General features: G+C 63.7%; 20 protein-coding genes, 1 tRNA gene, 1 other RNA gene and 1 CRISPR repeat array. Of the genes, 17 read left to right on the forward strand and 5 right to left on the reverse strand.

Annotated features, from left to right (window positions below):
- Positions 1–116: 116 nt before the first annotated feature.
- A CRISPR array of direct repeats spans positions 117–551; the repeat unit is 33 nt; unit sequence GTCGCCCCCCGCGCGGGGGGCGTGGATTGAAAC.
- A 150-nt stretch (positions 552–701) separates the two neighbouring features.
- On the reverse strand, positions 702–860 hold the full coding sequence (locus HNQ81_RS13405; protein WP_183351815.1) for a hypothetical protein: 159 nt from the start codon (positions 858–860) through the stop codon (positions 702–704).
- 84 nt (positions 861–944) lie between these two features.
- Here HNQ81_RS13405 and HNQ81_RS13410 point away from each other — a divergent pair, with 84 nt between their 5' ends.
- The 3 genes from HNQ81_RS13410 to HNQ81_RS13420 are packed head-to-tail and all read left to right on the forward strand — an operon-like array spanning position 945 to position 2,959.
- Positions 945–1,388 carry a flavodoxin family protein gene (locus tag HNQ81_RS13410; RefSeq protein ID WP_183351816.1) on the forward strand — a complete coding sequence of 148 codons (444 nt, stop codon included), beginning with the start codon at positions 945–947 and terminating at the stop codon, positions 1,386–1,388.
- A gap of 31 nt (positions 1,389–1,419) precedes the next feature.
- Complete coding sequence (locus HNQ81_RS13415; RefSeq protein WP_240191843.1) at positions 1,420–2,046, forward strand: DNA-3-methyladenine glycosylase I; 627 nt, start codon at positions 1,420–1,422, stop codon at positions 2,044–2,046.
- Between the two features lie 31 nt (positions 2,047–2,077).
- A complete protein-coding gene (locus tag HNQ81_RS13420; RefSeq protein WP_183351817.1) occupies positions 2,078–2,959 on the forward strand; it encodes a hypothetical protein in 882 nt (293 codons plus the stop codon).
- Positions 2,960–3,020: 61 nt separating this feature from the next.
- On the opposite strand, the gene HNQ81_RS13425 is transcribed toward HNQ81_RS13420, so the two are convergent.
- The 3 genes from HNQ81_RS13425 to HNQ81_RS13435 form a co-directional block, all read right to left on the reverse strand.
- Complete coding sequence (locus HNQ81_RS13425) at positions 3,021–4,151, reverse strand: 6-phosphofructokinase (protein WP_183351818.1); 1,131 nt, start codon at positions 4,149–4,151, stop codon at positions 3,021–3,023.
- 116 nt (positions 4,152–4,267) lie between these two features.
- On the reverse strand, positions 4,268–5,458 hold the full coding sequence (locus HNQ81_RS13430) for an SO_0444 family Cu/Zn efflux transporter (protein WP_183351819.1): 1,191 nt from the start codon (positions 5,456–5,458) through the stop codon (positions 4,268–4,270).
- A 55-nt stretch (positions 5,459–5,513) separates the two neighbouring features.
- A complete protein-coding gene (locus tag HNQ81_RS13435) occupies positions 5,514–5,867 on the reverse strand; it encodes an ArsR/SmtB family transcription factor (protein ID WP_183351820.1) in 354 nt (117 codons plus the stop codon).
- Positions 5,868–6,027: 160 nt separating this feature from the next.
- Between HNQ81_RS13435 and rsmI the strand changes: the two genes are divergently transcribed.
- The 8 genes from rsmI (at position 6,028) to trpA (ending at position 14,917) form a co-directional block, all read left to right on the forward strand.
- Positions 6,028–6,885 carry a 16S rRNA (cytidine(1402)-2'-O)-methyltransferase gene (rsmI, locus tag HNQ81_RS13440; RefSeq protein ID WP_183351821.1) on the forward strand — a complete coding sequence of 286 codons (858 nt, stop codon included), beginning with the start codon at positions 6,028–6,030 and terminating at the stop codon, positions 6,883–6,885.
- A 224-nt stretch (positions 6,886–7,109) separates the two neighbouring features.
- Positions 7,110–8,219 (forward strand): iron ABC transporter substrate-binding protein, encoded by a 1,110-nt coding sequence (locus HNQ81_RS13445; protein WP_183351822.1) that lies wholly within the window; start codon positions 7,110–7,112, stop codon positions 8,217–8,219.
- Between the two features lies 1 nt (position 8,220).
- Positions 8,221–9,291, forward strand: a complete 1,071-nt coding sequence (locus HNQ81_RS13450; protein WP_183351823.1) for a FecCD family ABC transporter permease — start codon at positions 8,221–8,223, stop codon at positions 9,289–9,291.
- Positions 9,288–10,055: an ABC transporter ATP-binding protein gene (locus tag HNQ81_RS13455; protein WP_183351824.1), complete on the forward strand. Its 768-nt coding sequence runs from the start codon at positions 9,288–9,290 to the stop codon at positions 10,053–10,055. Before HNQ81_RS13450 ends, HNQ81_RS13455 begins: the two co-directional genes overlap by 4 nt.
- Positions 10,056–10,079: 24 nt before the next feature.
- Positions 10,080–10,682, forward strand: a complete 603-nt coding sequence (locus tag HNQ81_RS13460) for an FmdE family protein (RefSeq protein WP_183351825.1) — start codon at positions 10,080–10,082, stop codon at positions 10,680–10,682.
- Positions 10,683–10,886: 204 nt separating this feature from the next.
- Positions 10,887–12,521 carry a hypothetical protein gene (locus HNQ81_RS13465; RefSeq protein WP_183351826.1) on the forward strand — a complete coding sequence of 545 codons (1,635 nt, stop codon included), beginning with the start codon at positions 10,887–10,889 and terminating at the stop codon, positions 12,519–12,521.
- A 361-nt stretch (positions 12,522–12,882) separates the two neighbouring features.
- Entirely contained in the window at positions 12,883–14,109 is a 1,227-nt protein-coding gene (gene trpB / locus HNQ81_RS13470) for a tryptophan synthase subunit beta (protein ID WP_183351827.1), read from the forward strand.
- A gap of 43 nt (positions 14,110–14,152) precedes the next feature.
- Positions 14,153–14,917, forward strand: a complete 765-nt coding sequence (gene trpA / locus HNQ81_RS13475) for a tryptophan synthase subunit alpha (protein ID WP_183351828.1) — start codon at positions 14,153–14,155, stop codon at positions 14,915–14,917.
- A gap of 64 nt (positions 14,918–14,981) precedes the next feature.
- Here the strand turns inward: trpA and HNQ81_RS13480 are convergent, their stop codons facing one another.
- Positions 14,982–16,400 (reverse strand): sigma-54-dependent transcriptional regulator, encoded by a 1,419-nt coding sequence (locus tag HNQ81_RS13480; RefSeq protein WP_183351829.1) that lies wholly within the window; start codon positions 16,398–16,400, stop codon positions 14,982–14,984.
- 113 nt (positions 16,401–16,513) lie between these two features.
- On the opposite strand from HNQ81_RS13480, the gene tadA reads away from it, so the two are divergent.
- The 6 genes from tadA to recR all read left to right on the forward strand — a co-directional run bounded on the left by tadA (position 16,514) and on the right by recR (position 20,174).
- The gene (gene tadA, locus HNQ81_RS13485) at positions 16,514–17,038 is read left to right on the forward strand and encodes a tRNA adenosine(34) deaminase TadA (RefSeq protein WP_183351830.1); all 525 of its coding nucleotides are present in this window, start codon (positions 16,514–16,516) and stop codon (positions 17,036–17,038) included.
- Between the two features lie 109 nt (positions 17,039–17,147).
- Positions 17,148–17,233, forward strand: a tRNA-Ser gene (locus HNQ81_RS13490).
- A gap of 19 nt (positions 17,234–17,252) precedes the next feature.
- Positions 17,253–17,350: signal recognition particle sRNA small type (gene ffs / locus HNQ81_RS13495), an RNA gene on the forward strand.
- A 47-nt stretch (positions 17,351–17,397) separates the two neighbouring features.
- On the forward strand, positions 17,398–19,206 hold the full coding sequence (dnaX, locus tag HNQ81_RS13500; protein ID WP_183351831.1) for a DNA polymerase III subunit gamma/tau: 1,809 nt from the start codon (positions 17,398–17,400) through the stop codon (positions 19,204–19,206).
- Positions 19,207–19,235: 29 nt separating this feature from the next.
- On the forward strand, positions 19,236–19,553 hold the full coding sequence (locus HNQ81_RS13505; protein ID WP_183351832.1) for a YbaB/EbfC family nucleoid-associated protein: 318 nt from the start codon (positions 19,236–19,238) through the stop codon (positions 19,551–19,553).
- A gap of 18 nt (positions 19,554–19,571) precedes the next feature.
- Positions 19,572–20,174, forward strand: coding sequence for a recombination mediator RecR (gene recR / locus HNQ81_RS13510; RefSeq protein ID WP_183351833.1), 603 nt, complete (start codon positions 19,572–19,574; stop codon positions 20,172–20,174).
- Positions 20,175–20,178 lie beyond the last annotated feature (4 nt).

Below are 20,178 nucleotides of genomic sequence, written 5' to 3' on the forward strand. Positions count from 1 at the left end.
CAATGTTCATAGTGAAGCTCCTCCATGATAAAAGGTGGTCCCACTATGACAGCTCAGTGCAGGGAAAAACAGATGCGGTTATTTTGACGGATACCGTATCCCGGCAACCCGGATCAGTCGCCCCCCGCGCGGGGGGCGTGGATTGAAACATCAAGATCGCCTCCGCCTGATAGCGGATAGCGGGTCGCCCCCCGCGCGGGGGGCGTGGATTGAAACAGTATACCTTGACCACCGATCGCACGAATTCAGGTCGCCCCCCGCGCGGGGGGCGTGGATTGAAACCGGGAAAAGGAGGCGGAAGCCAAGGCAACATGGTGTCGCCCCCCGCGCGGGGGGCGTGGATTGAAACCCCTGCCCGCAGTGCGGGACCATGCAGCGGCTGGGTCGCCCCCCGCGCGGGGGGCGTGGATTGAAACTTTTTGGCGGGTTTGGCCTGCACCTCGGGGGTTGCGTCGCCCCCCGCGCGGGGGGCGTGGATTGAAACGTTTTCTTCCTTCATCTTCGCCAGGTCGTTCTCCGTCGCCCCCCGCGCGGGGGGCGTGGATTGAAACTCCTTACGTTGTCGTGTATGATATTAATTCACGGTTATGGCGATTGAGCTGCGGATCGTTAATCGCCATACAGCGCGGGGGTTGCCGCAGCGGCCTGTCCGTCCTCACCCTATAATACATCAACTTCCCGTTTGGTCGGCTGTTGAGATACTACCGCTTCTCGAAGGGCAGCAACATCCAAATCTCCAGCTTCACGCCTTGCGTTTCAAACACCACCAGCAACCTCATCTTTTCCCCAGTCGTTCCCCGCTCCGAAACCCTGCCTGAAACATTTCCCCCACCCCACCGCTGCGCCTTGTAAATCGTCATTCCTTCCGGTAGGCTGAAGGCAAGGCCAGCGACCCATCACTGCACGGCGTCATGCCGTGCCCACCGCCAACATGGAGGTTTCACATGAAAAAGGTGCTGATCGCGTATTACAGCAGGACCGGCAATACCGATATCATGGCGGAATACATTGCCGAGGGGGTGCGTCTGAGCGGCAATGCCGTCGAGCTCAGGAAGATCATGGCGATCAAGAGCGAAAGGGACCTCGAGGGCTACGACGGCTACATCTTCGGCTGCCCGACCTACCACAAACACATGACCGAAAATTTCAAGACCTTCCTCTTCATGGCTCAAAAAGCCCCGCTCAAAGGCAAGGCCGGCGGCGCCTTCGGCTCGAGCACCCACAGCGGCGAGGCGCCCGGGATCATCTTCGACACGATGGAGTTCGTCTTTTCGATGCGGATGAGCGCCCTCGGTCCCTTGAACCTGAAGGAAAGCACCCTCGATTCCGACCAGAGCATGAAGGCCTGCCAGGATTACGGCCGCGCCCTCGGCGCCATGCTGGCATGAGCGGCAGGATGTTCCAGCCCCCTGAAGAACGATGACGGATATCAGCAGTCCCGGCGAAGACGGCATGACCCGGTGCCCGTGGTGCGGCAGCGACCCGCTGTATCGCGACTATCACGACCGGGAATGGGGGGTGCCGGTGCATGACGACCGGCGACTGTTCGAGATGCTGGTCCTCGAAGGGGCGCAGGCCGGACTGAGCTGGTTGACGATCCTGAGAAAGCGCGAGCAGTACCGCCGGGCCTTTGCCGGGTTCGCCATCGACAGGGTCGCCGCCTTCACCGACACCGACCGCGGGCGCCTGATGACCGATGCCGGCATCGTCCGCAACCGCCTGAAGATCGATTCGGCCATCCGCAACGCCCGCGGCGTGCTGACCATCCAGGAGGAATTCGGCTCATTCGCCGCCTACCTGTGGCGCTTCGTCGACGGGCGTCCGATTGACAACGCCTGGCGGACGATGACGGAGATCCCGGCCCGCACCGGCCAGTCCGAGGCGATGAGCCGGGACCTGAAAAAGCGGGGCTTCAACTTCGTCGGCTCGACGGTCTGCTACGCCCTGATGCAGAGCGTCGGCATGGTCAACGACCACCTGGTCGACTGCTTCCGCTATGAAGAGATACAACAGATGCGGTTGGCATCGAATCGGCAGACAGATTAAAAAGCAACCAACCCGCCGCAAGGAGCGTTCCATGATTGAACAACTGATCGACCTTCCCCCCCGCGGTCTCGCCCTGCTCCACGCCTGCCAGCCGCAGGCGAGAAAGCAGATCGAGGCCTTGACCGACATCGTCGTCGCCAGCCGGATCCGCCGCCCGGCCATGAACATCCTGTGCAGCGGCGATTTCGGCTGGGACCCCGAGTATCTGGCCGCACTGGTGGACAAATACAGCCAGGGCGGCCGGATCGCCCACGTCCTGTTCTACCTCGCCAACGGGCCGGCGGCACGGCACTCGAAAGGACATGGGCTGGATGGGTTCGGTTCCCGCCTGGCCCCCGAGACCTTCCGCCGGCAGATACTTGACGACCTACATTTCCGCCAAACGTTCCAGGCGTTGGTCGAAAGGCTGGCGCCGCTGCTGGTCCAGATCGGCAAGGCCGGCGGCCAGGCCTGCATCGTCCCGCAGCTCGAGGATAACCAGAGCAACCGGAGTTTCGCGGCGATGGCCGATCTGGTGAAAAAATCTCTGCCGCCGGAAGTGGCGGTGCGGCTGGGCCGCAATCCCTGCGTCAGTTGCTGGCCCGGCAACGAGGGGCAGGTGCCGGGCGATTGTTTCCTCGAAGAGCACCACCATGCCGCCGCGACCGACTTCACCGTTCAAGACGGCGTCGTCTCCAACGACGGCTGCACCTACGCCTTCCCCGGCGCAACGCCGGCCTTCCTCCCCTGGCTGCCGCTGACCGACCTGGCCGGGGTGCAACGCCGCGCCGGCGAGATGGGCAGCATCTTTCTGCTGTGGAATGCCGGCTACCAGGGTCTCGGACAGCGGTCGGAGCCGCCTGCGCAGCGCGATTATGTCGTGCCGACGGCGGCCGAGCGGCAGATACTGATCGATTTTCTGCAGATGAAATGAATCGAGCCGACCGGGATCCGGTCGGCTCGAACATCAGGTGAGTGGCAAGGAAGGACCCGCCTCAGTCGCCGAGACAGGTCCCGACGTTCCTGGCGCTGCTGACCCAGCAGTGGTCGAGCGGCACGGTCGAACGCCGGCCGACGACCTGGTCGAGCGGAATCGGTTCGGTGCCCTCGCCGCGGACGGCGATCATCATCCCGGTCAGCCCCTGTTCGATATAGCCGACACAGGCGCTGCCGAGCCGGGTGGCCAGGACCCGGTCGGCGGCGCTGGGCGTTCCACCCCGCTGCAGGTGGCCGAGGATGGTGATCCGCGACTCGAGACCGGTCATCTCCTCGAGCAGGCGGCTGAGTTTGAGCGTGTTGGTGCTGCGGTACAGATCGAATTCCCGCAGGGCATCGGAGGCCTTCTTGTCGGCCTTGGGGTTCTTGTCTTCCTTGGCCTTGGTCTTGTTCTTTTTCAGGGTCTGGTACTTCTTGTGATCATCACTCGACAGGGCCCCTTCCGCCACCGCGACGATACTGAAGTTGGTGCCCCGCTGCTGACGCAGGCGGATGGCCTGGGCCACCTTGAACGGGTCGTAGGGGATCTCCGGAATCAGGATGACGTCGGCGCCGCCGGCCAGTCCGGCGCCAAGGGCCAGCCAGCCGGCGTTGTGGCCCATGACCTCGACGACGATGATCCGGTGATGGCTGTGGGCGGTCGAGTGCAAGCGGTCGATGGCCTCGGTGGCGATCTCCATCGCCGTGTGGAAGCCGAAGGTCAGGTCGGTCATGCCGACATCCTTGTCGATGGTCTTCGGCAGGGTCATGATATTGAGGCCCTTCTGGGCCAGGCGGAAGGCGTTCTTCTGGGTGCCGCCGCCGCCGATGCAGATCAGGGCGTCGAGGTTGTGGCGCCGGTAGTTTTCGCAGATGACCTCGGTCATGTCCATGATCTCGCCGCCGATGGGCATCTTGTGGGGCTTGTCGCGGCTGGTGCCGAGGATGGTGCCGCCGAGGGTCAGGATCGAGGACAACCCTTCGCGGTCGAGGCGCATCGTCCGGTTTTCCAGCAGGCCGCGGAAACCGTCGCGGAAACCGACGATATCCATCCGTCCCGTACCGAGCGCCGTCTTGCCGATCGCCCTGATCGCCGCGTTCAGCCCGGGGCTGTCACCCCCAGCTGTCAATATACCGATATGTTTATTCATTTTTTCGCCCAATGCATGGATTGATCAAGAGAGACAACAACCTCCTTCTTCATACATGGTCGACAAAAGTTTTACAAATAGACAATGCGGTCCGGCGCTCAAATAGCGGATCTCCCTCAGTGCCCGCAACCGCAGGATGGCGGACAGGAAGAGCCTTCGCCTTTTTTCGGTCCGGCAGCCGGTGCAATCGGAAAACCGCTGTGAAAGGTGGTCTCTCCCTTCGGACCGGCTGACTTGCGATGGAAGGTGGCTGCCAGCGGCTTGACCGATATCAGCAGCAGAACCGCCACACCGGTGTACTGCAGCCATTCCGGCACCAGTTCGGCCGCCTCGCCGATAACCGCGGCCGGGACGATGCCGAGAAAGGCATAGAGTTGATCGACCAGCAGGCCGAAGGCCACCGTGCAGACGGCGAGCACCAGCAGATAGCGCAGGGTCCCCCGCTTGCCGAGAAGGCCGACCAGAACCGTCAGCGAGGTGACGTTGGTGGCGGGGCCGGCGAGGAGAAAGACCAGGGCGGCCCCGGGGCTGACGCCCTTCAGAATCAAGGCCGCGGCGATCGGGGTCGAGGCGCTGGCGCAGATATAGAGCGGGATGCCGATGACGAGCATGACAAGCATCGAGGTGATGCCGCCGCCCAGCCAGCGGGCCATGAAATCGTCGGGGATCAGGACGGTGATGACGGCGGCGAGCAGCAGGCCGACAGCGAACCAGCCGACGATATCGCCCCAGACGTCGGTGACGGCGAACCGCAGACCGGCGGCGATCTTTTCGCCCGGCCGGTGATGGCGCCGGTGCACCTCGTCGGGGCAGTCGACACCGTCGCAGCAGTTGTCGACCGGGCAGCTGCGGTCGACTTGGAGCGGGCCGCTATCGTTCGGACGGTGCATCAGGTTTTCTGTCCATCCTGCTGTAACTGCGGTGATAAAAGCGGAAATCGGCCGGACGATCGTCATGATCGGATCGAGCAGGGCGTAGGTGATGAAGATCGAATCGATACCGGACTCCGGGGTCGAGATCAGGAAGGCGGAGACCGCCCCCCGGTTCGCCCCCTGCTTTTTGAGGGATGCCGCCGCCGGCAGCACGCCACACGATCAGAGCGGCAGCGGGACCCCGAAAAAGGCGGCCTTGACGACCGGGAGGAACCGGCCCCGGCCGAGATGGCTGGCAACGGTTCCGGGGTTGAGGACAACCTTCACCAGCCCCGCCACGACGATGCCGAACAGGATGTAGATAGAGGAATCGAGCAGGATATCCCAGGCCGCCGCCGCAATGGCAATTGCGAATCGAACACTTTCTTGAATCATGCTGTACACCTACGAAATCTTCTGGTTATTCTGAAACTCACGGCACATCTTCCGCTCACCCCTCGCGCAGGTGCTCCAGCGCCAGTGCGATCAACTCGGAGACATGATGGTCCTTGAGCCGATAATACAACACCGTTCCCTCCCGCCTGTTGGCCACGATCTGCAGGTTCCGCAGCAGCCTGAGCTGATGGCTGACCGCCGATTCGCTGATCTCCAGCAGGGCGGAGAGATCGCAGACACACATCTCTTCCCGAGTCAGGGCGTACAGCAGCCGCAGCCGGCTGGGATCGGCAAGGGCCTTGAATATCTGGCTCAGATCCGCGATTTCCGTCGCCGGCAGGGCATTCTCCCTGGCCGCGGCGATCTTGTGCGGATGGATGATCCGGCTGCCGCAGACGTCATGTTCCATCGTCCTGTCTCCTTTGTCATCACTATATGACTATCTGCTCATATATTAGATAACGCCAGGCCGCTGTCAAGAAAGGAGATGCATTTTCCCGGCGGATTGATCATAATGGCCGCGATTTTGGTCCTCAGAAGCTCGCTTCTCCCTCTTCCCCCGACACATCATGCAGCCACCTGAAAACACGGCAGCCGGGACGCTCTACATCGTCGCCACCCCGATCGGCAACCTCGAGGACATCACCCTCCGCGCCCTGCGGATCCTCAAGGAGGTCGACCTGATCGCCGCCGAGGACACCCGCCACACCCGCAAGCTGCTCAACCACTTCGCCATTCATACCCGCCTGCTCAGCTACTACCGGGAAAAAGAGATGGATCGTGGCAGGGAGATCGTCGCCAGGCTGCAGGCGGGGGAGAACGTCGCCCTGGTCAGCGACGCCGGCACTCCGGGCATCTCCGATCCGGGCGCGGTCCTGGTGCGGCTGGCCCGGCAGGCCGGAATCCCGATGGTCCCGCTGCCCGGGCCGTCAGCCCTCACCACAGCCTTGTCCGTCGCCGGTCTCGAGCCGGGCAGCTTCCTCTTTCTCGGCTTCCTGCCGTCACAGAAATCGCCGCGCCGGAAAATCCTCACCTCGCTGATATCGAGTGAATACTCGCTCGTTTTCTACGAAGCGCCGCAACGCATCGAGGGACTGCTGGCCGATGCCCTCGACATCCTCGGCGACCGCCTGGCCCTGTGGGCCCGGGAGTTGAGCAAATCGTATGAGGAACTGCGGGAGGCCCCGCTGAGCGAACTGCAGGCCCTGGCAGCCGAACGGCAGAACAAGGGCGAATCGGTGGTGATCATCCATCCCGGCACCGCCCGCGTTCCGGAAGGCGACAATATGGAGGAGCTGCTGTGCTGGTATCGCGACCACTCCGGGCTCTCGCTCAAGGATGCCTGCCGCCGGCTGGCCGCCGACCTCGGCCTGTCCCGCTCCCAGATCTACCAGCAGGCGCTGGCGATCTGGCAGGACAAAAGCTGAAACGCCCCCGCCCCCGATTTTCCTCCGGCCAAGCCCTGGCCTGAGCCGGTTCCATGCCTTTCCCCCGGCAAGCGGCCCTCTCTGTCGCGGGCCAAATAACACCAAATCGATTTTTGTACTATCTTTGACTTGACACGACCTGCGCCAAGGGTTAGCGTGACAATGCACGTAATAATTTATACCGCTTCGTCTTATCATCCCTTCCATCACGCTGCGAGAGTTTTATGGTCCTCAGAATAGTGCTTTTCTGCTGTTGCCTCGTCCTGGCCGCGCCGGCATCGTACGCGCGGGAGATTACCGACGCCCTCGGCAGGAAGGTTGAGATCCCGGACCAGGTTGAGCGCGTCATCTGCTCCGGTTCCGGCTGCCTGCGCCTGCTCACCTACCTGCAGGCCCAGGAGATGGCAGTGGCGGTCGACGATATCGAAAGGCGGCAGCGTCAGTTCGATGCCCGCCCCTATGCGATGGCCAACCCGCAATTCCAGTCCCTGCCGGTTTTCGGCGAGTTCCGCGGCAAGGACAACCCCGAGCTGATCCTGACCCTTGACCCGGCGCCGCAGGTCATCCTCAAGCTGGTCGGCACCGGCAAAGGGACGGTCGGCATGGAGCCCGGGGACCTGCAGGACAAAACCGGCATTCCGGTGGTGGCCCTGAAATACGGCAACCTCGGCACGATGAAGGAGGAACTTTACGGATCGCTGCACATCATGGCCGACGTCGTCGGCAAACAGCAGCGCGCCGTCGCCATCTGCCGGTTCCTTGACGACCACATCGCCGACCTGAAGAAACGGACGGCCGACATCCCGGAGCAGCGGCGACCATCGGTCTATCTCGGCGGGGTCGCCTACGCCGGCCCGCATGGATTGCAGTCGACGGAGCCGACCTATCCGCCGTTCCGCTTCGTCAATGCCCGCAACCTCGCCGACAACGCCAATCCGCAGGCTGGGGAGATCACCAGCACCGATATCGCCAAAGAAAAGATCGTCGAATGGAACCCCGATGTTCTCTTTCTCGATCTCTCGACCCTGCAGTTTGGCGACCAGGCCGGCGGTCTCTACGAACTCAGGACCGACCCGGCCTACCAGACCCTCACCGCCGTCAAGAACGGCACAGTCTATGGGGTGCTGCCCTACAACTCGTACAACCAGAATTTCGAATCAATCTTCGCCGATGCCTATTTCATCGGCCACCTCCTCTACCCGGAGCGCTTCACCGATATCGACCCGGTTGCCAAGGCCGACCAGATCTACACCTTCATGGTCGGCACACCGGTGTTCGCCGAGATGAACGCCCAGTTCCGGAATCTGGCGTTCCGGCCCGTACCGCTGAGATAACATGCACTTCCACGACGGTCATATACCCGAGGAATACCGGCGCTATGTCGGGCGCAAGGTGGCCTTCCTCATCGTCCTGACGATCATGCTGGCGGCCGCCCTCGTCGTCGCGGTCTCGCTCGGGGCCGCCAACGTCCCGATTCCGGCGGTGGTCAAGAGCCTGGTCGGGATGGAGACGACCAGGCAGACGGAGGTCATCGTCTGGAACATCCGCCTGCCCCAGGCCCTGGCCAGCATGGTGGCCGGGGCCGGCCTGGCGGTGGCCGGAGCGGCGATGCAGTCGATTCTCCGCAACCCCCTCGGTTCCCCCTTCACCCTCGGCATCTCCCACGCCGCGGCCTTCGGCGCCGCCCTGTCGGTGATGGTGCTGGGCGGCGGCATCATGACCTCGACCGCGGTCGGGGCGGTCCGGATCACCAACCCCTGGCTGACGACCTCCTCGGCCTTTGTCTTCAGCATCGCCGCCGCCGCCGCGATCGTCGGCGTCGCCCGCCTGCGCGGCACCACTCCCGAAGTCATGGTGCTGACCGGAGTGGCCCTGGGGGCCTTCTTCACCGCCGGGACGATGTTCCTGCAGTTCTTCGCCGACGACGTCCAACTGGCGGCGATGGTGTTCTGGACCTTCGGCGACGCCGCCCGCGCCAGCTGGCGGGAACTGGGCTACATGGCGGCGGCCACCCTCGCCGTCGCACTGTTCTTTTTTACCAACAGCTGGAACTACAACGCCATCGATGCCGGCGACGAGACCGCCAGGGGGCTTGGCGTCCGGGTCGAGTGGGTGCGGACCTCCGGGATGATGCTGGCCTCGGTCCTGACCGCGATCATCATCAGTTTCCTCGGCATCATCGGCTTTGTCGGCCTGGTGGTGCCGCATATGGTCCGCCGCCTCATCGGCGCCGACCACCGCTTCCTGCTGCCGGCCTCGTGCCTCGGCGGCGCCCTGCTGCTCCTCGTCGCCGACACCGCCGCCCGCCTGCTGCTCGCTCCCCACGTCCTGCCGGTGTCGATCCTGACCGCCTTCATGGGCGCCCCGGTTTTCCTCTGGCTGATCGTCCGCGGAGGTCGCACATGATCCTTGATACCCAACAACTGCGTTTCGCCTATAACGGTACCGATATCCTGAAGAACATCGATTTCCAGGTCGCCCCCGGCGAGCTCCTGGCGATCCTCGGGCCGAACGGGGTCGGTAAGACCACCCTGCTCAAGTGCATCAACACCATCCATCGCCCCCACGACGGGGCGATCCTGGTGGAGGGCACGGACGTGCTGCGGATGCGGCCCAACGACATCGCCACCCGCGTCGGTTACGTCGCCCAGAGAAGCGAGCCCGCCCGCCTCACCGTCTTCGACGCGGTGCTGATGGGCCGCAAGCCCCATATCCGCTGGCGCACCGCCGCCCGCGACCTGCAGATCGTCGATGCCGCTCTCCGTCACCTCCATCTCGAGGGCAAGACCCTGCGCCGCATCGACCAGCTCAGCGGCGGCGAACTGCAGAAGGTCTGCATCGCCCGGGCCCTGGTGCAGGAACCGCGACTGCTGCTGCTCGACGAACCGACCAGCGCCCTCGACCTCAAAAACCAGATCGAGATCATGCGCCTGATCCGCCGGGTCGTCGACGAACACGGGATCGGCGCGGTGATGACCATGCACGACCTCAACAAGGCGATGCGCTATGCCGACACGATCCTGATGCTGAAGGACGGCGAGATCCACAGCTACGTCCCGACCAGCCGGGTCACCGCCGCCATGATCGAGACTGTCTACGGCTTGGCGGTGGAAATTCACCACATCAATGGTTATCCTCTGGTGATCCCCAGAGATGAAGCTGTCCATTAACTCCACAACCACAAGGAAGACCTCATGAGCTGCCAGATAGACCCATCGACCATCGAAGCCACCATCGCCTTTCACGGCCACAGTTGCCCCGGCCTGGCCATCGGAATCCGCGCCGCCGAAATCGCCCTCCGGGAACTGCCCGGCGTCGGCCAGGCCGACCTGGTCTGCATCACCGAGACCGACATGTGCGGGGTCGACGCCATCCAGTTCCTCACCGGCTGCACCTTCGGCAAGGGCAATCTGATCCACCGCGATTACGGCAAGATGGCCTTCTCGTTCTATGACCGCAAAGACGGCAAAGGGTTGCGCCTGCTGTTCAACCAGCAGGCACGGGGGGCGTTGGATCAGGAGATGGCGGCGTTGATGGGCAAAGCGCTGCCGACCGAAGCGGAACAGCAGCGCCTCCAGGCCCTGCGGGCCGAGATGCAGAACCGGATGATGACCCTGCCCGCCGCCGAGCTGTTCGCGATCCAGCCCCTGGACCAGGCCCCGCCCCGCCCCGCCCGGGTGCTGCAGAGCCTTGCCTGCGAGGACTGCGGTGAAAGCACGATGGAATCGCGGACCCGCCGCTTTGCCGGCCGGACACTGTGCATCCCCTGCTTCGCCAGGATCGAGCAGAAAATTTAGACCGCAGTGCCGTGCGGACAGGGGGCTCTCCGTGGGAAGCAGCCCCTTGATCCGCGCCTGCCGCCCCTGAGGCCGGAGCAAGGGATTGGTTTGCTTTCTCCCGCCCGCTGCGGTATTTTCCGGGTACGACAATCTGCAGCCGGCGGCCCTTGATCCCCGGCCGCTCCCGACCAACCGCCCGACATCCCAGCCCCCATGCCTCTCATGCGAACCTGTGTCACCCCGGCCGGACGTTTCCGCTACGGCATCCACAAACCATCCTACTCCGTCGCCAACCTCCGCCGCGACGACCGGATCGAGCGGCTTGGCAGCGATAACGATGCCACGCCGGTGAACAACGCCGCCAATTTTCCGCCCGGTGACATAGAGGTCGACGGCGCCGACTGGATCTTCGAGATCCCCAACCCCCTGCCGTTCAAGGGCACGACCTACATCGACAAGGAATGGGCCGATGCCGGCGCCGGCGACCCCGGGCGGATCAGGATCGCCGCCCCGGTCCCGGTCTCACTGAGCGCCACCTGCCGCAGTGCCGGGACCGGCCCGGAGATCATCGACCGCCTGCCGGCGCCGCTGCAGCTGGCCCTGGCGACGACCTCGACCGACCCGGAAGACATGATCCGCCTCGCCCGGCTGAGCTGCGCCCTCGAATTTGACGCCGCCGGCGAGCCGACCGGCCTGCGCTACGACCGGCGGCCGGATGGGTCGCTGCGGCCGGTGGTCCACGACCACCTGCTGTTCGAGGCGGTCGCCAACAACCCCCGGCTGCCCGACCGCTACAAGATCATCATGGTCGTCCGCCCCGGGGCCCAGGGGGGGAGCGAGATCGTCGGCGAATGGCCGGCCGACGGCGCCACCCATGTCTTCGAATACCTGCGGCGCAACTCCTATATCGCCGGCGGCCACTACGCCGCCAACATGGCCGACGACGCCGTCCGCTATGCCGTCGCCGACCTGAGCGACCATGACCTGCGGGCCCTGCGCCACCTCTACTACCAGCGGACCTATGTCCGGCTGGCGGCCGAATTGGGCCTGACGGTCCCGACGGCCCGCCGCAACCTGGCGCCGGACGAACTGGAGCAACTGCGCCTGGCGATCGGCGCTCAACTCGGGGCCGGCCGGACACCCGCCTCCGCGGCGACCCTGTGGGGCTGGAATTTCGGTTTCGACTACGCCCCGACCGGCTACCGGCTCCACGCCTCGCACCAGCAGGTGCACCAGCAGTACGCCATGCTTCCCGCGACGGTGGCCGCCTACAACGCCGATCCCAACCACTCCGAGGGCCGGTTTGCCGCCTTCGGCTGCGGCGACATGATCGCCGAGGTCATCGACCAGTACCGTCGCGACTGCGGCAGCGATTTCTTCGCCGACTACCAGCGGGCGATCGCCGGCAACCGGCGGATGGACGGGCGGAGCGACCTGGAGAGCGACCTCGTCGTCTGGAGCGATCCCAACTGCCTGCTGTTCGTCCCCAAGGCCCAGACCTCGCAGTGGGAGCTGCAGCTGATGACCAGGGTCGACAGCGATGGCGGCACGGTCGGCAATATCGTCGAGGCCGACCGCGCCGTCAGGGAATCGCTCGACACCGGCATCCTGATGGCCCAGAAGACTCTGGCCGGCCTCGGGGCCCGGATGGTCACTTCGATCGAGTATCCGAAGCGGATCGGCGATAACGATCGCAACCAGCCGCTGCTCTACGCCTTTCTGCCCCGGTTGCCGGAATCTCCGGGGGCCTTCAGCGAGGCGCAGCTGCGCTATATCAACGGTCACTATCCCGAGGATTTCGCCGCCGTGTGCCGGCGCCGCCTCAGTTGCGGCGATCTGAAACCACCGGCCCGGTGAGAGAGCAGCAGGTGCCGGACGCCGGCCATTATGTGCCGGCATAGTTTTCCTGCTTGTGAAAAATACGGCTCCTGGTGTACCCTTCGTTTCCGGGAACGCCCCAGGAAGACACAATGCCGCCGGGGCAGTCTGAGATTGGCAGACAGCTGCATCCACAGGCGCGATCCGCGCCTCATCGTGGTGTCAGGGAAAAATTCGGAACGAACCGGAGCCTTCCCATCCATATCCTGTTACCTTCCCGTATATTCCGTTTTTCAAGCCACCTCGCAGTCATGACGGCCTTTCTGCCGCGGTTCCGGACCGCAGCGGCCGCATGAACTGCCGGCAGGGGCGCAGCCGATCGCACGTGTTGGAGCATACTATGACAAGAAAAGGATTTTTCGGCCATTGGGGTGGCGCCTACATCCCGGAGGTGCTGCATCAGACCTTCCGCCAGCTGCAGGAGGAATACGACAAGGCCCGGCAGGACCCCTCCTTCTGGCAGGAATACACCGCTCTGATGGCGAACTACTCCTGCCGCCCGACCCCGCTGACCTACGCCGCCAACCTGTCACGACACTTCGGCGGGGCGCAGATCTATATCAAGCGTGAGGACCTCAACCACACCGGGGCCCACAAGGCCAACAACGTCATGGGCCAGGGCCTGCTGGTGCAGCGGATGGGCAAGAAACGGGTGATCGCCGAGACCGGCGCCGGCCAGCACGGCATGGCGACGGCGACGATGGCGGCCAAGTTCGGGTTCGCCTGCACCATCTACATGGGTGAGGTCGACGTCCGGCGGCAGCGGCCGAATGTCTTCTGGATGGAGAAGATGGGGGCCACCGTGGTCCCGGTCAAGGACGGCTCCCGCACCCTGAAGGACGCGATCAACGAGGCCTTCCGCGACTGGGTCACCAACCTCGACGACACCCACTACGTCTTCGGAACCGCCTGCGGCCCCGCCCCCTTTCCCGAAATGGTGAGCTGGTTCCAGTCGATCATCGGCCGGGAGGCGGCGCGGCAGATTGTCGAGCAGCACGGCCGCTTGCCGGCCCGGGTCTACGCCTGCGTCGGCGGCGGTTCCAACGCCATGGGGGTCTTCCAGGGCTTTCTGAACGATGATGTCGAGCTGGTCGGGGTCGAGGCCGGCGGCCACGGCCTCGACAGCGGCCTGCACGCCGCCCGGCTGTGCGGCCGCGACGCCAGCCCCGGCGTCGCCCAGGGCTACAAGACGATGTTTCTCCAGAACGACGACGGCCAGATGCTCGAGACCCATTCGGTGGCAGCCGGCCTCGACTACGTCGGGGTCAGCCCGATCCTCTCCGATCTCGCCGACAAAAAACGGGTCCGTTTCGAGTCGGCCACCGACAGCGAGGTCATCGCCGCCCTCGACCTGACGATGCGCCTCGAAGGCATCATCCCGGCCCTGGAATCGTCGCACGCCTTCGTCCAAGCCTTTAAGGAAGCGTCCGATCTACCGAATAATGCGGCTATTATCATCAATATGTCGGGCCGCGGCGACAAGGACATCTTCACCATCGCCCATGCCTTCGACGACCCGTCGTGGAAGGAATTCATCATCGCCCGCGCCGACGAATACCGGAAATAACCGGCCGCCCGCTCCCGCCGGTCCTGACATAGAGGTGACAGCCATGCAGCTTGAAGAAACACTGAAGAAACGACGCAAGGAAAAGGACATCCTGCTGATGACCCATCTGGTCCTCGGCTATCCCTCGTTCGAGGTCAACCGCCGGATCATCCGCCAGATGGTCGATAACGGGGTCGACTGCATCGAGATGCAGATCCCCTTTTCCGAACCGATGGCCGACGGCCCGGTCATCCTCAAGGCCAACCAGGACAGCCTCGCCGCCGGCACCACTGTCGCCGCCTGTCTCGAATTCGGCAGGGAGATGGCGGCCAGCTACGACATCCCCTTCCTGTTCATGACCTATTACAATATTGTCTTCAAGTACGGAGAGGAGCGGTTTCTCGAAGCGGCGAAAGCGGCGGGAATCACCGGGCTGATCATCCCCGACCTGCCGCCGGAGATGGGCGGCGAGTTCATGACGATGGCCAGGGACCGCGAAATCGCGCCGATCCTGATCATCGCCCCGACTTCGACCGACGAGCGGATGGCGGAACTGAACGGCTGGGCCGACGGCTTCATCTACTGTGCCGCCCGGCGCGGGGTGACGGGGAAGAAATCGGAGTTCGGCAGCGAGTTCTACGAGTACCTGGCCCGCTGCCGGCGGGCAACGAGCCTGCCGCTGGCGGTCGGTTTCGGGATCCAGAACAGGGACGATGTCGCCGCCCTGATCGGTCGCGCCGACATGGCGGTCATCGGCTCCCGCACCATCCGCCTCGTCGACGAAGAAGGTCCCGAGGCCGTCGGCCCCTTTATCGCCTCCCTGCGCTGACGACCTGCAGCGGGTCCACCCTCGCTCCGGCCTGGCACGGCCGGCTGCGTCGCCCGTCTCCAGATCAGCGATGCTCCCTCAAATCGGGGGCGACATTGCGGCGCCAGTGCGGATGGGTGATGCCCAGCTTGTTGATCTTGTAATTCAGGGCCCGGGGGCTGATTCCCAGTTTGGCGGCGGCGTTTTTCTGCACCCAGAGACACTCTTCGAGTGCCTTGAGGATAAGGTCCCGCTCCTGGCTGACCAGGGAGTTCGTCATCCCGGCCGCATTACCATCCGCTACCGGCGCTCCCGGGAAGGAGGGGGAAACGGCGCCGCCTCTGGCCGCCGGCAGGGCCAGGTTGTCGGCATGAATCAGCCCGGAATCCTCGAGGATCACCGCCCGCTCGATGGTGTTGGCCATCTGACGGATATTGCCGGGCCAGTCATAGGCAATGATCTGGGCCAAAGCCTCGTCGGTAAATCCCTGGATATAACGGCGCAACGATATACAGCACTTTTTCAACAGAACCCTGGCCAGGGGCTCCAGGCATTGCCGGCGCTCGTTGAGCGGAGGAAGACGGACCGGCAGGACATTGATCCGATAGTACAGATCTTCCCGGAACAACCCCTTCTCCACCTGCTGCAGCAGATCTTTGTTGGTGGCGGCAATGATGCGGACATCGGCATGGATCGTCCTGTTGCCGCCGACCCTCTCGAAGGACTTCTCCTCCAGCACCCGCAGCAGTTTGGTCTGCAGACCCATGCTCATCTCACCGATCTCATCGAGGAAGATCGTGCCGCCGGTGGCCTGCTCGAAGCGGCCGATACGCAGCTTGTCGGCCCCGGTGAACGCCCCTTTTTCATGGCCGAACAGTTCCGACTCGAGGAGATCGACCGGGATGTTGGCGCAGTTGATCTTGACGAAAGGTTTCTTGCGGCGGGGGGAGTTGAAATGCACCGTTCCGGACAGAAAGCTCTTGCCGGTACCGGTGTCGCCGGTGATCAGGATCGTCGAGTCGGTTTTGGCGAAACGTTCGAGACTCTTGAGGATTGCCTTCATCTGCGGACTTTCGGCGATGACATCGTTGAAATCGTAGACAATGTCCTGCTGGCGCCGGTGATAGGCGATCTCGTTGCGCTGGTCGCGAATCTCGATGGCCCGGTCGACGGAGAGATTGATCCGTTCCTTCGACAGCGGGTGAACCAGGAAATCGCTGGCGCCGGCGTTGATCGCCTTGACGATCAGATCCACCCTTTCCGATTTGCTGGTGATAATGATCGGCAGGAACGGATTCCTGCCATGGATCTTCTCCACCAGTCCCAGCGACTCCTCTTCGACCGCATCGATATCGAGGAAGACCAGGTCGTACTGGCGCTCGTTGATCTGCTCTTGAAATTCGGCGGTATCCAGCGTACATGTCAGGACAGATCGCTCCTCGAGGGCGGCGACCGTGGCGGCAGCGGTTTGTGGTGACGAATCGTAGATCAGAATCATATTCATACTCACCATACCGAGAATGTATCCAAAATTTCAATATCGTAATTCATCTTCTTTTTTTATACAGGACAAACTGACAGAATGCAAATAAAAGAAGCGCAGTTCCGGCGGGACTCATGACCCCCCCGAGCACCGTCGACAGCCGCAGGGCCTCCGGTCCGTCTTCGCCGCAACCACCCGGCGATGAACAGTGGATGCGTCTCGCCCTGGAGCAGGCGCGCTCGGCGGCCGAACGCGGCGAGGTCCCGGTCGGCGCGGTCATTACGGCTGGAGATCAGCTGATCGCTGCCGCCGGCAACGGTCCGATAAGCCTGTGCGACCCCACCGCCCACGCCGAAATCCTGGCGCTCCGCCGGGCCGCCGCCAGGATCGGCAACTACCGCCTGGCCGGAACCACGCTCTATGTCACGCTCGAGCCCTGCCTCATGTGCATGGGGGCGATGATCCATGCCCGGGTCACCCGTCTCGTCTTCGGCGCCTTCGACCCCAAGACCGGGGCCGCTCTTTCGTGCTATCGGGTCGCCAGCGACGGCCGGCTCAATCACCGGCTTGAAATTACCGCCGGCATCCTCGAAGCTGAGTGTTCAGCCCTGCTCCGGGACTTTTTCCGCCACCGCCGGGATTGCGGCCAGTCGGCGTGAATCCGCAGCAGGTCTCGGTTTTTTTCACCCGCCGTGACTTTTTGATTGCCAAACCAAATCCGACCGTATAGATAGTAGAGTCCACTTTGCGTCGAGTGATGCGATGCCTGGAGAGGTGACCGAGCGGCTTAAGGTGCACGCCTGGAACGCGTGTGTACGCAAGTACCGTGAGTTCGAATCTCACCCTCTCCGCCAGTTTCGATTTCAGTTTGATAGCCGGGCCTTGTGCAACGGAGAATCACGAACCCCGCCAGGTCCGGGAGGAAGCAACGGTAGTGACACTCTTCGTGTGTTGCAGGTAACCCGGCTATCATTTTTTCCGCTCTGCGAGTCCTCCCCACCCCGGGCCACGGTACCGCATGTCCTATCTCGTCCTCGCCAGAAAATCACGCCCCCAGACCTTCGCCGAGGTTGTCGGCCAACGCCCGGTCGTCAAGACGCTGCAAAACAGCCTGAGCCGTGGCCGGGTTGCCCACGCCATCCTCTTTTCCGGAGTTCGCGGCGTCGGCAAGACGACCCTGGCCCGCCTGATGGCCAAGGCGGTCAACTGCGAAGGCGAGACCGATCAGCCCCCCTGCAACCGCTGCCGCTCCTGCCTCGAGATCACCGCCGGCAACTCCCTCGATCTCCATGAAATCGACGGCGCCTCGAACCGGGGCATCCAGGAAATCCGGGAACTGAAGGACCGGATACGTTTTCTGCCGACCTCCTCGCGCTTCAAGATCATCATCATCGATGAAGTGCACATGCTGACCACCGAGGCCTTCAACGCCCTGCTGAAGACCCTCGAGGAGCCGCCGGCCCATGTTTACTTCATGTTCGCCACCACCGAGCTGCACAAGATCCCGGTCACGATCCTCTCCCGCTGCCAGCAGTACGAGCTGAAGCGGGTACCGGCCGCCGAATTGTCCGCCCACTTCCGCAGACTGGCGGAAGCGGAAGGCTTCGAGATCGAAGCGGCGGCACTGGCCCTGATCGTCCGCGAGGCCGAAGGCTCGGTCCGGGACGGGCTGAGCCTGCTCGACCAGGTCTTCTCGTTCGGCGAGCAGCTGATCCGTACCGAAGACGTCATCGAGGTCCTGGGACTGGTCGATCGTCAGGCCCTGATGCGGTTGACGGCCGCCCTGCTCGACGGCGACCGGAGCGCCGCCCTCACGACGCTGGACGAGATCTATGCCTACGGGCTCGATATCAAGCGGTTCTCCGCCGACCTGATGGACTATTTCCGCACCCTGATCCTGTGCAAGATCCCGGGCTGCGACCAACTTCTCGACCTGCCCGGCGAAGAACTCGCCACCTTCCAGGAAACGGCGCACAGATACACCCTCGAAACCCTGCACCAGAAGTTGAATCTGCTGATGCAGGCGGTCGAGGAGATCCGCCACTCCAGTCAGCCCCGCCTGGCCCTGGAAATATCCTTCCTCAAGATCATCGAGGCGGGCAATGTCGTGGCCGTCACCACCCTGCTCGGCCACCTCGAGCAGCTGCTGGGCCATGAACCCGCGGCTGCGGAAGCTCCGCCACAGCCGGCAACAGCTCCCCCGGCCGCAGCCTCCTCGCCCCCGCCGGACATTGCCCGGCAAGCGCCCGCCGTCGCCCCGTCGGCCCCGGTCGCCGCACCCGAACCCGCGCCCGCTCCACCACAGCCGGAGGTCGGCCCGGATGCGGTTCAGGCAGCTCCACCCCCGCCACCTCCGGTCGCAGCACCTGCAGGCGACAGCTCGCCTGGCGACGTGCCCCCATCGCCACCAGCCGCGACCCCGATCGAGGTCCGGCCCCACGAGAAGGATATCCGCCGCGACTGGCTCGACTTCGTCAAGTATGTCCACGGCCACAAGGTATGGATGGCCCAGGACCTGCAGCGCGCGGACTCGGTCCGCCAGGTCGACAAGGAGGTCCGCCTCCATTACAACGACCCGGCCAATTGCGCCTTCCTGCGCCGCAAGGACAACCGCCGGCTGCTGACCGAATATGCCCTTGATTTTTTCCAGAAGGAGATCAAGATTCTGTTTATCGTCCCCGATCAGCAGGACAACGCCGACGACGCCGCCGCCGAAACCCCCCAGTCCAAGCGGCAGCAGCTCGCCGGCGATCCGCTGGTCATCATGACTGCCGAGATCTTCAGGGGACAGGTCGGAGACATACGGATCGGCCAGCAAAGCCGTTAATCAAACAACAGACCGCCGGAACAACATTCATGGATATCAAGAGTATCATGCAGCAGGCCCAGGAGATGCAAGGCAGGATTGCCAAGATCCAGGAGGACCTGGCCAAGACCGTTATCACCGGCTCCGCCGGCGGCGGGATGGTGCAGGCCAGGGTCACCGGCCTGGGGGAGGTCGTTTCCGTGACCATCGAAAAACAGCTGCTTGCCCCGGATGAGGCCGAACTGCTTCAGGATCTGATCACCGCCGCCATGAACGACGGCCTGCGCAAGGCCAAGGAAGCGGGGAAGAATGCCATGGGCCAGCTCACCCACGGCGTCAATATCCCCGGACTGACGAATTTCATCTGAACCTCCGCGATCCCTACCATGCAGGTCGTCCCTCCTGCCTTAGACAGGCTCATCGAAAATCTTTCCCGATTGCCGGGTATCGGCCGGAAAACCGCCACCAGGCTCGCCCTCAATATCCTCAGGCGGCCGGCCGCGCAGGCCATTGAGCTGGCCGCGTCGCTTACCGCCCTGCACAGCGCGATCCAGCTCTGCTCCTGCTGCTTCACCTTTTCCGAATCCGATCCCTGCGCCATCTGCGCCGACCCCAAACGCAACGGCGAGATCGTCTGCGTCGTCGAACAGCCCGGCGACCTGATGGCGGTCGAGAAGACCGGATCCTACCGCGGCCACTACCATATCCTTCACGGGGTGCTGTCACCGCTTGACGGCATCGGTCCCGAGGAGATCAAGGTCCGGGAACTGCTGGCCCGGGTGGCCAGCGGGGCCGTCAGGGAGGTGCTGATCGCCACCAGTTCGACCGTGCCCGGAGAGGCGACCGCCTCCTACCTGATCGACCGCCTCCAGGGGGCGCCGATCCTGCTGACCCGACTGGCCTGCGGCATCCCGATGGGCATGGATATCAAATACGCCGACAAGCACACGCTGGCGAAGGCGATCGAAGGCCGGGCCACGGCCCGCTAAGGTT

The sequence above is a fragment of the Desulfoprunum benzoelyticum genome, assembly GCF_014201505.1.
GTDB lineage: Bacteria > Desulfobacterota > Desulfobulbia > Desulfobulbales > Desulfocapsaceae > Desulfoprunum > Desulfoprunum benzoelyticum.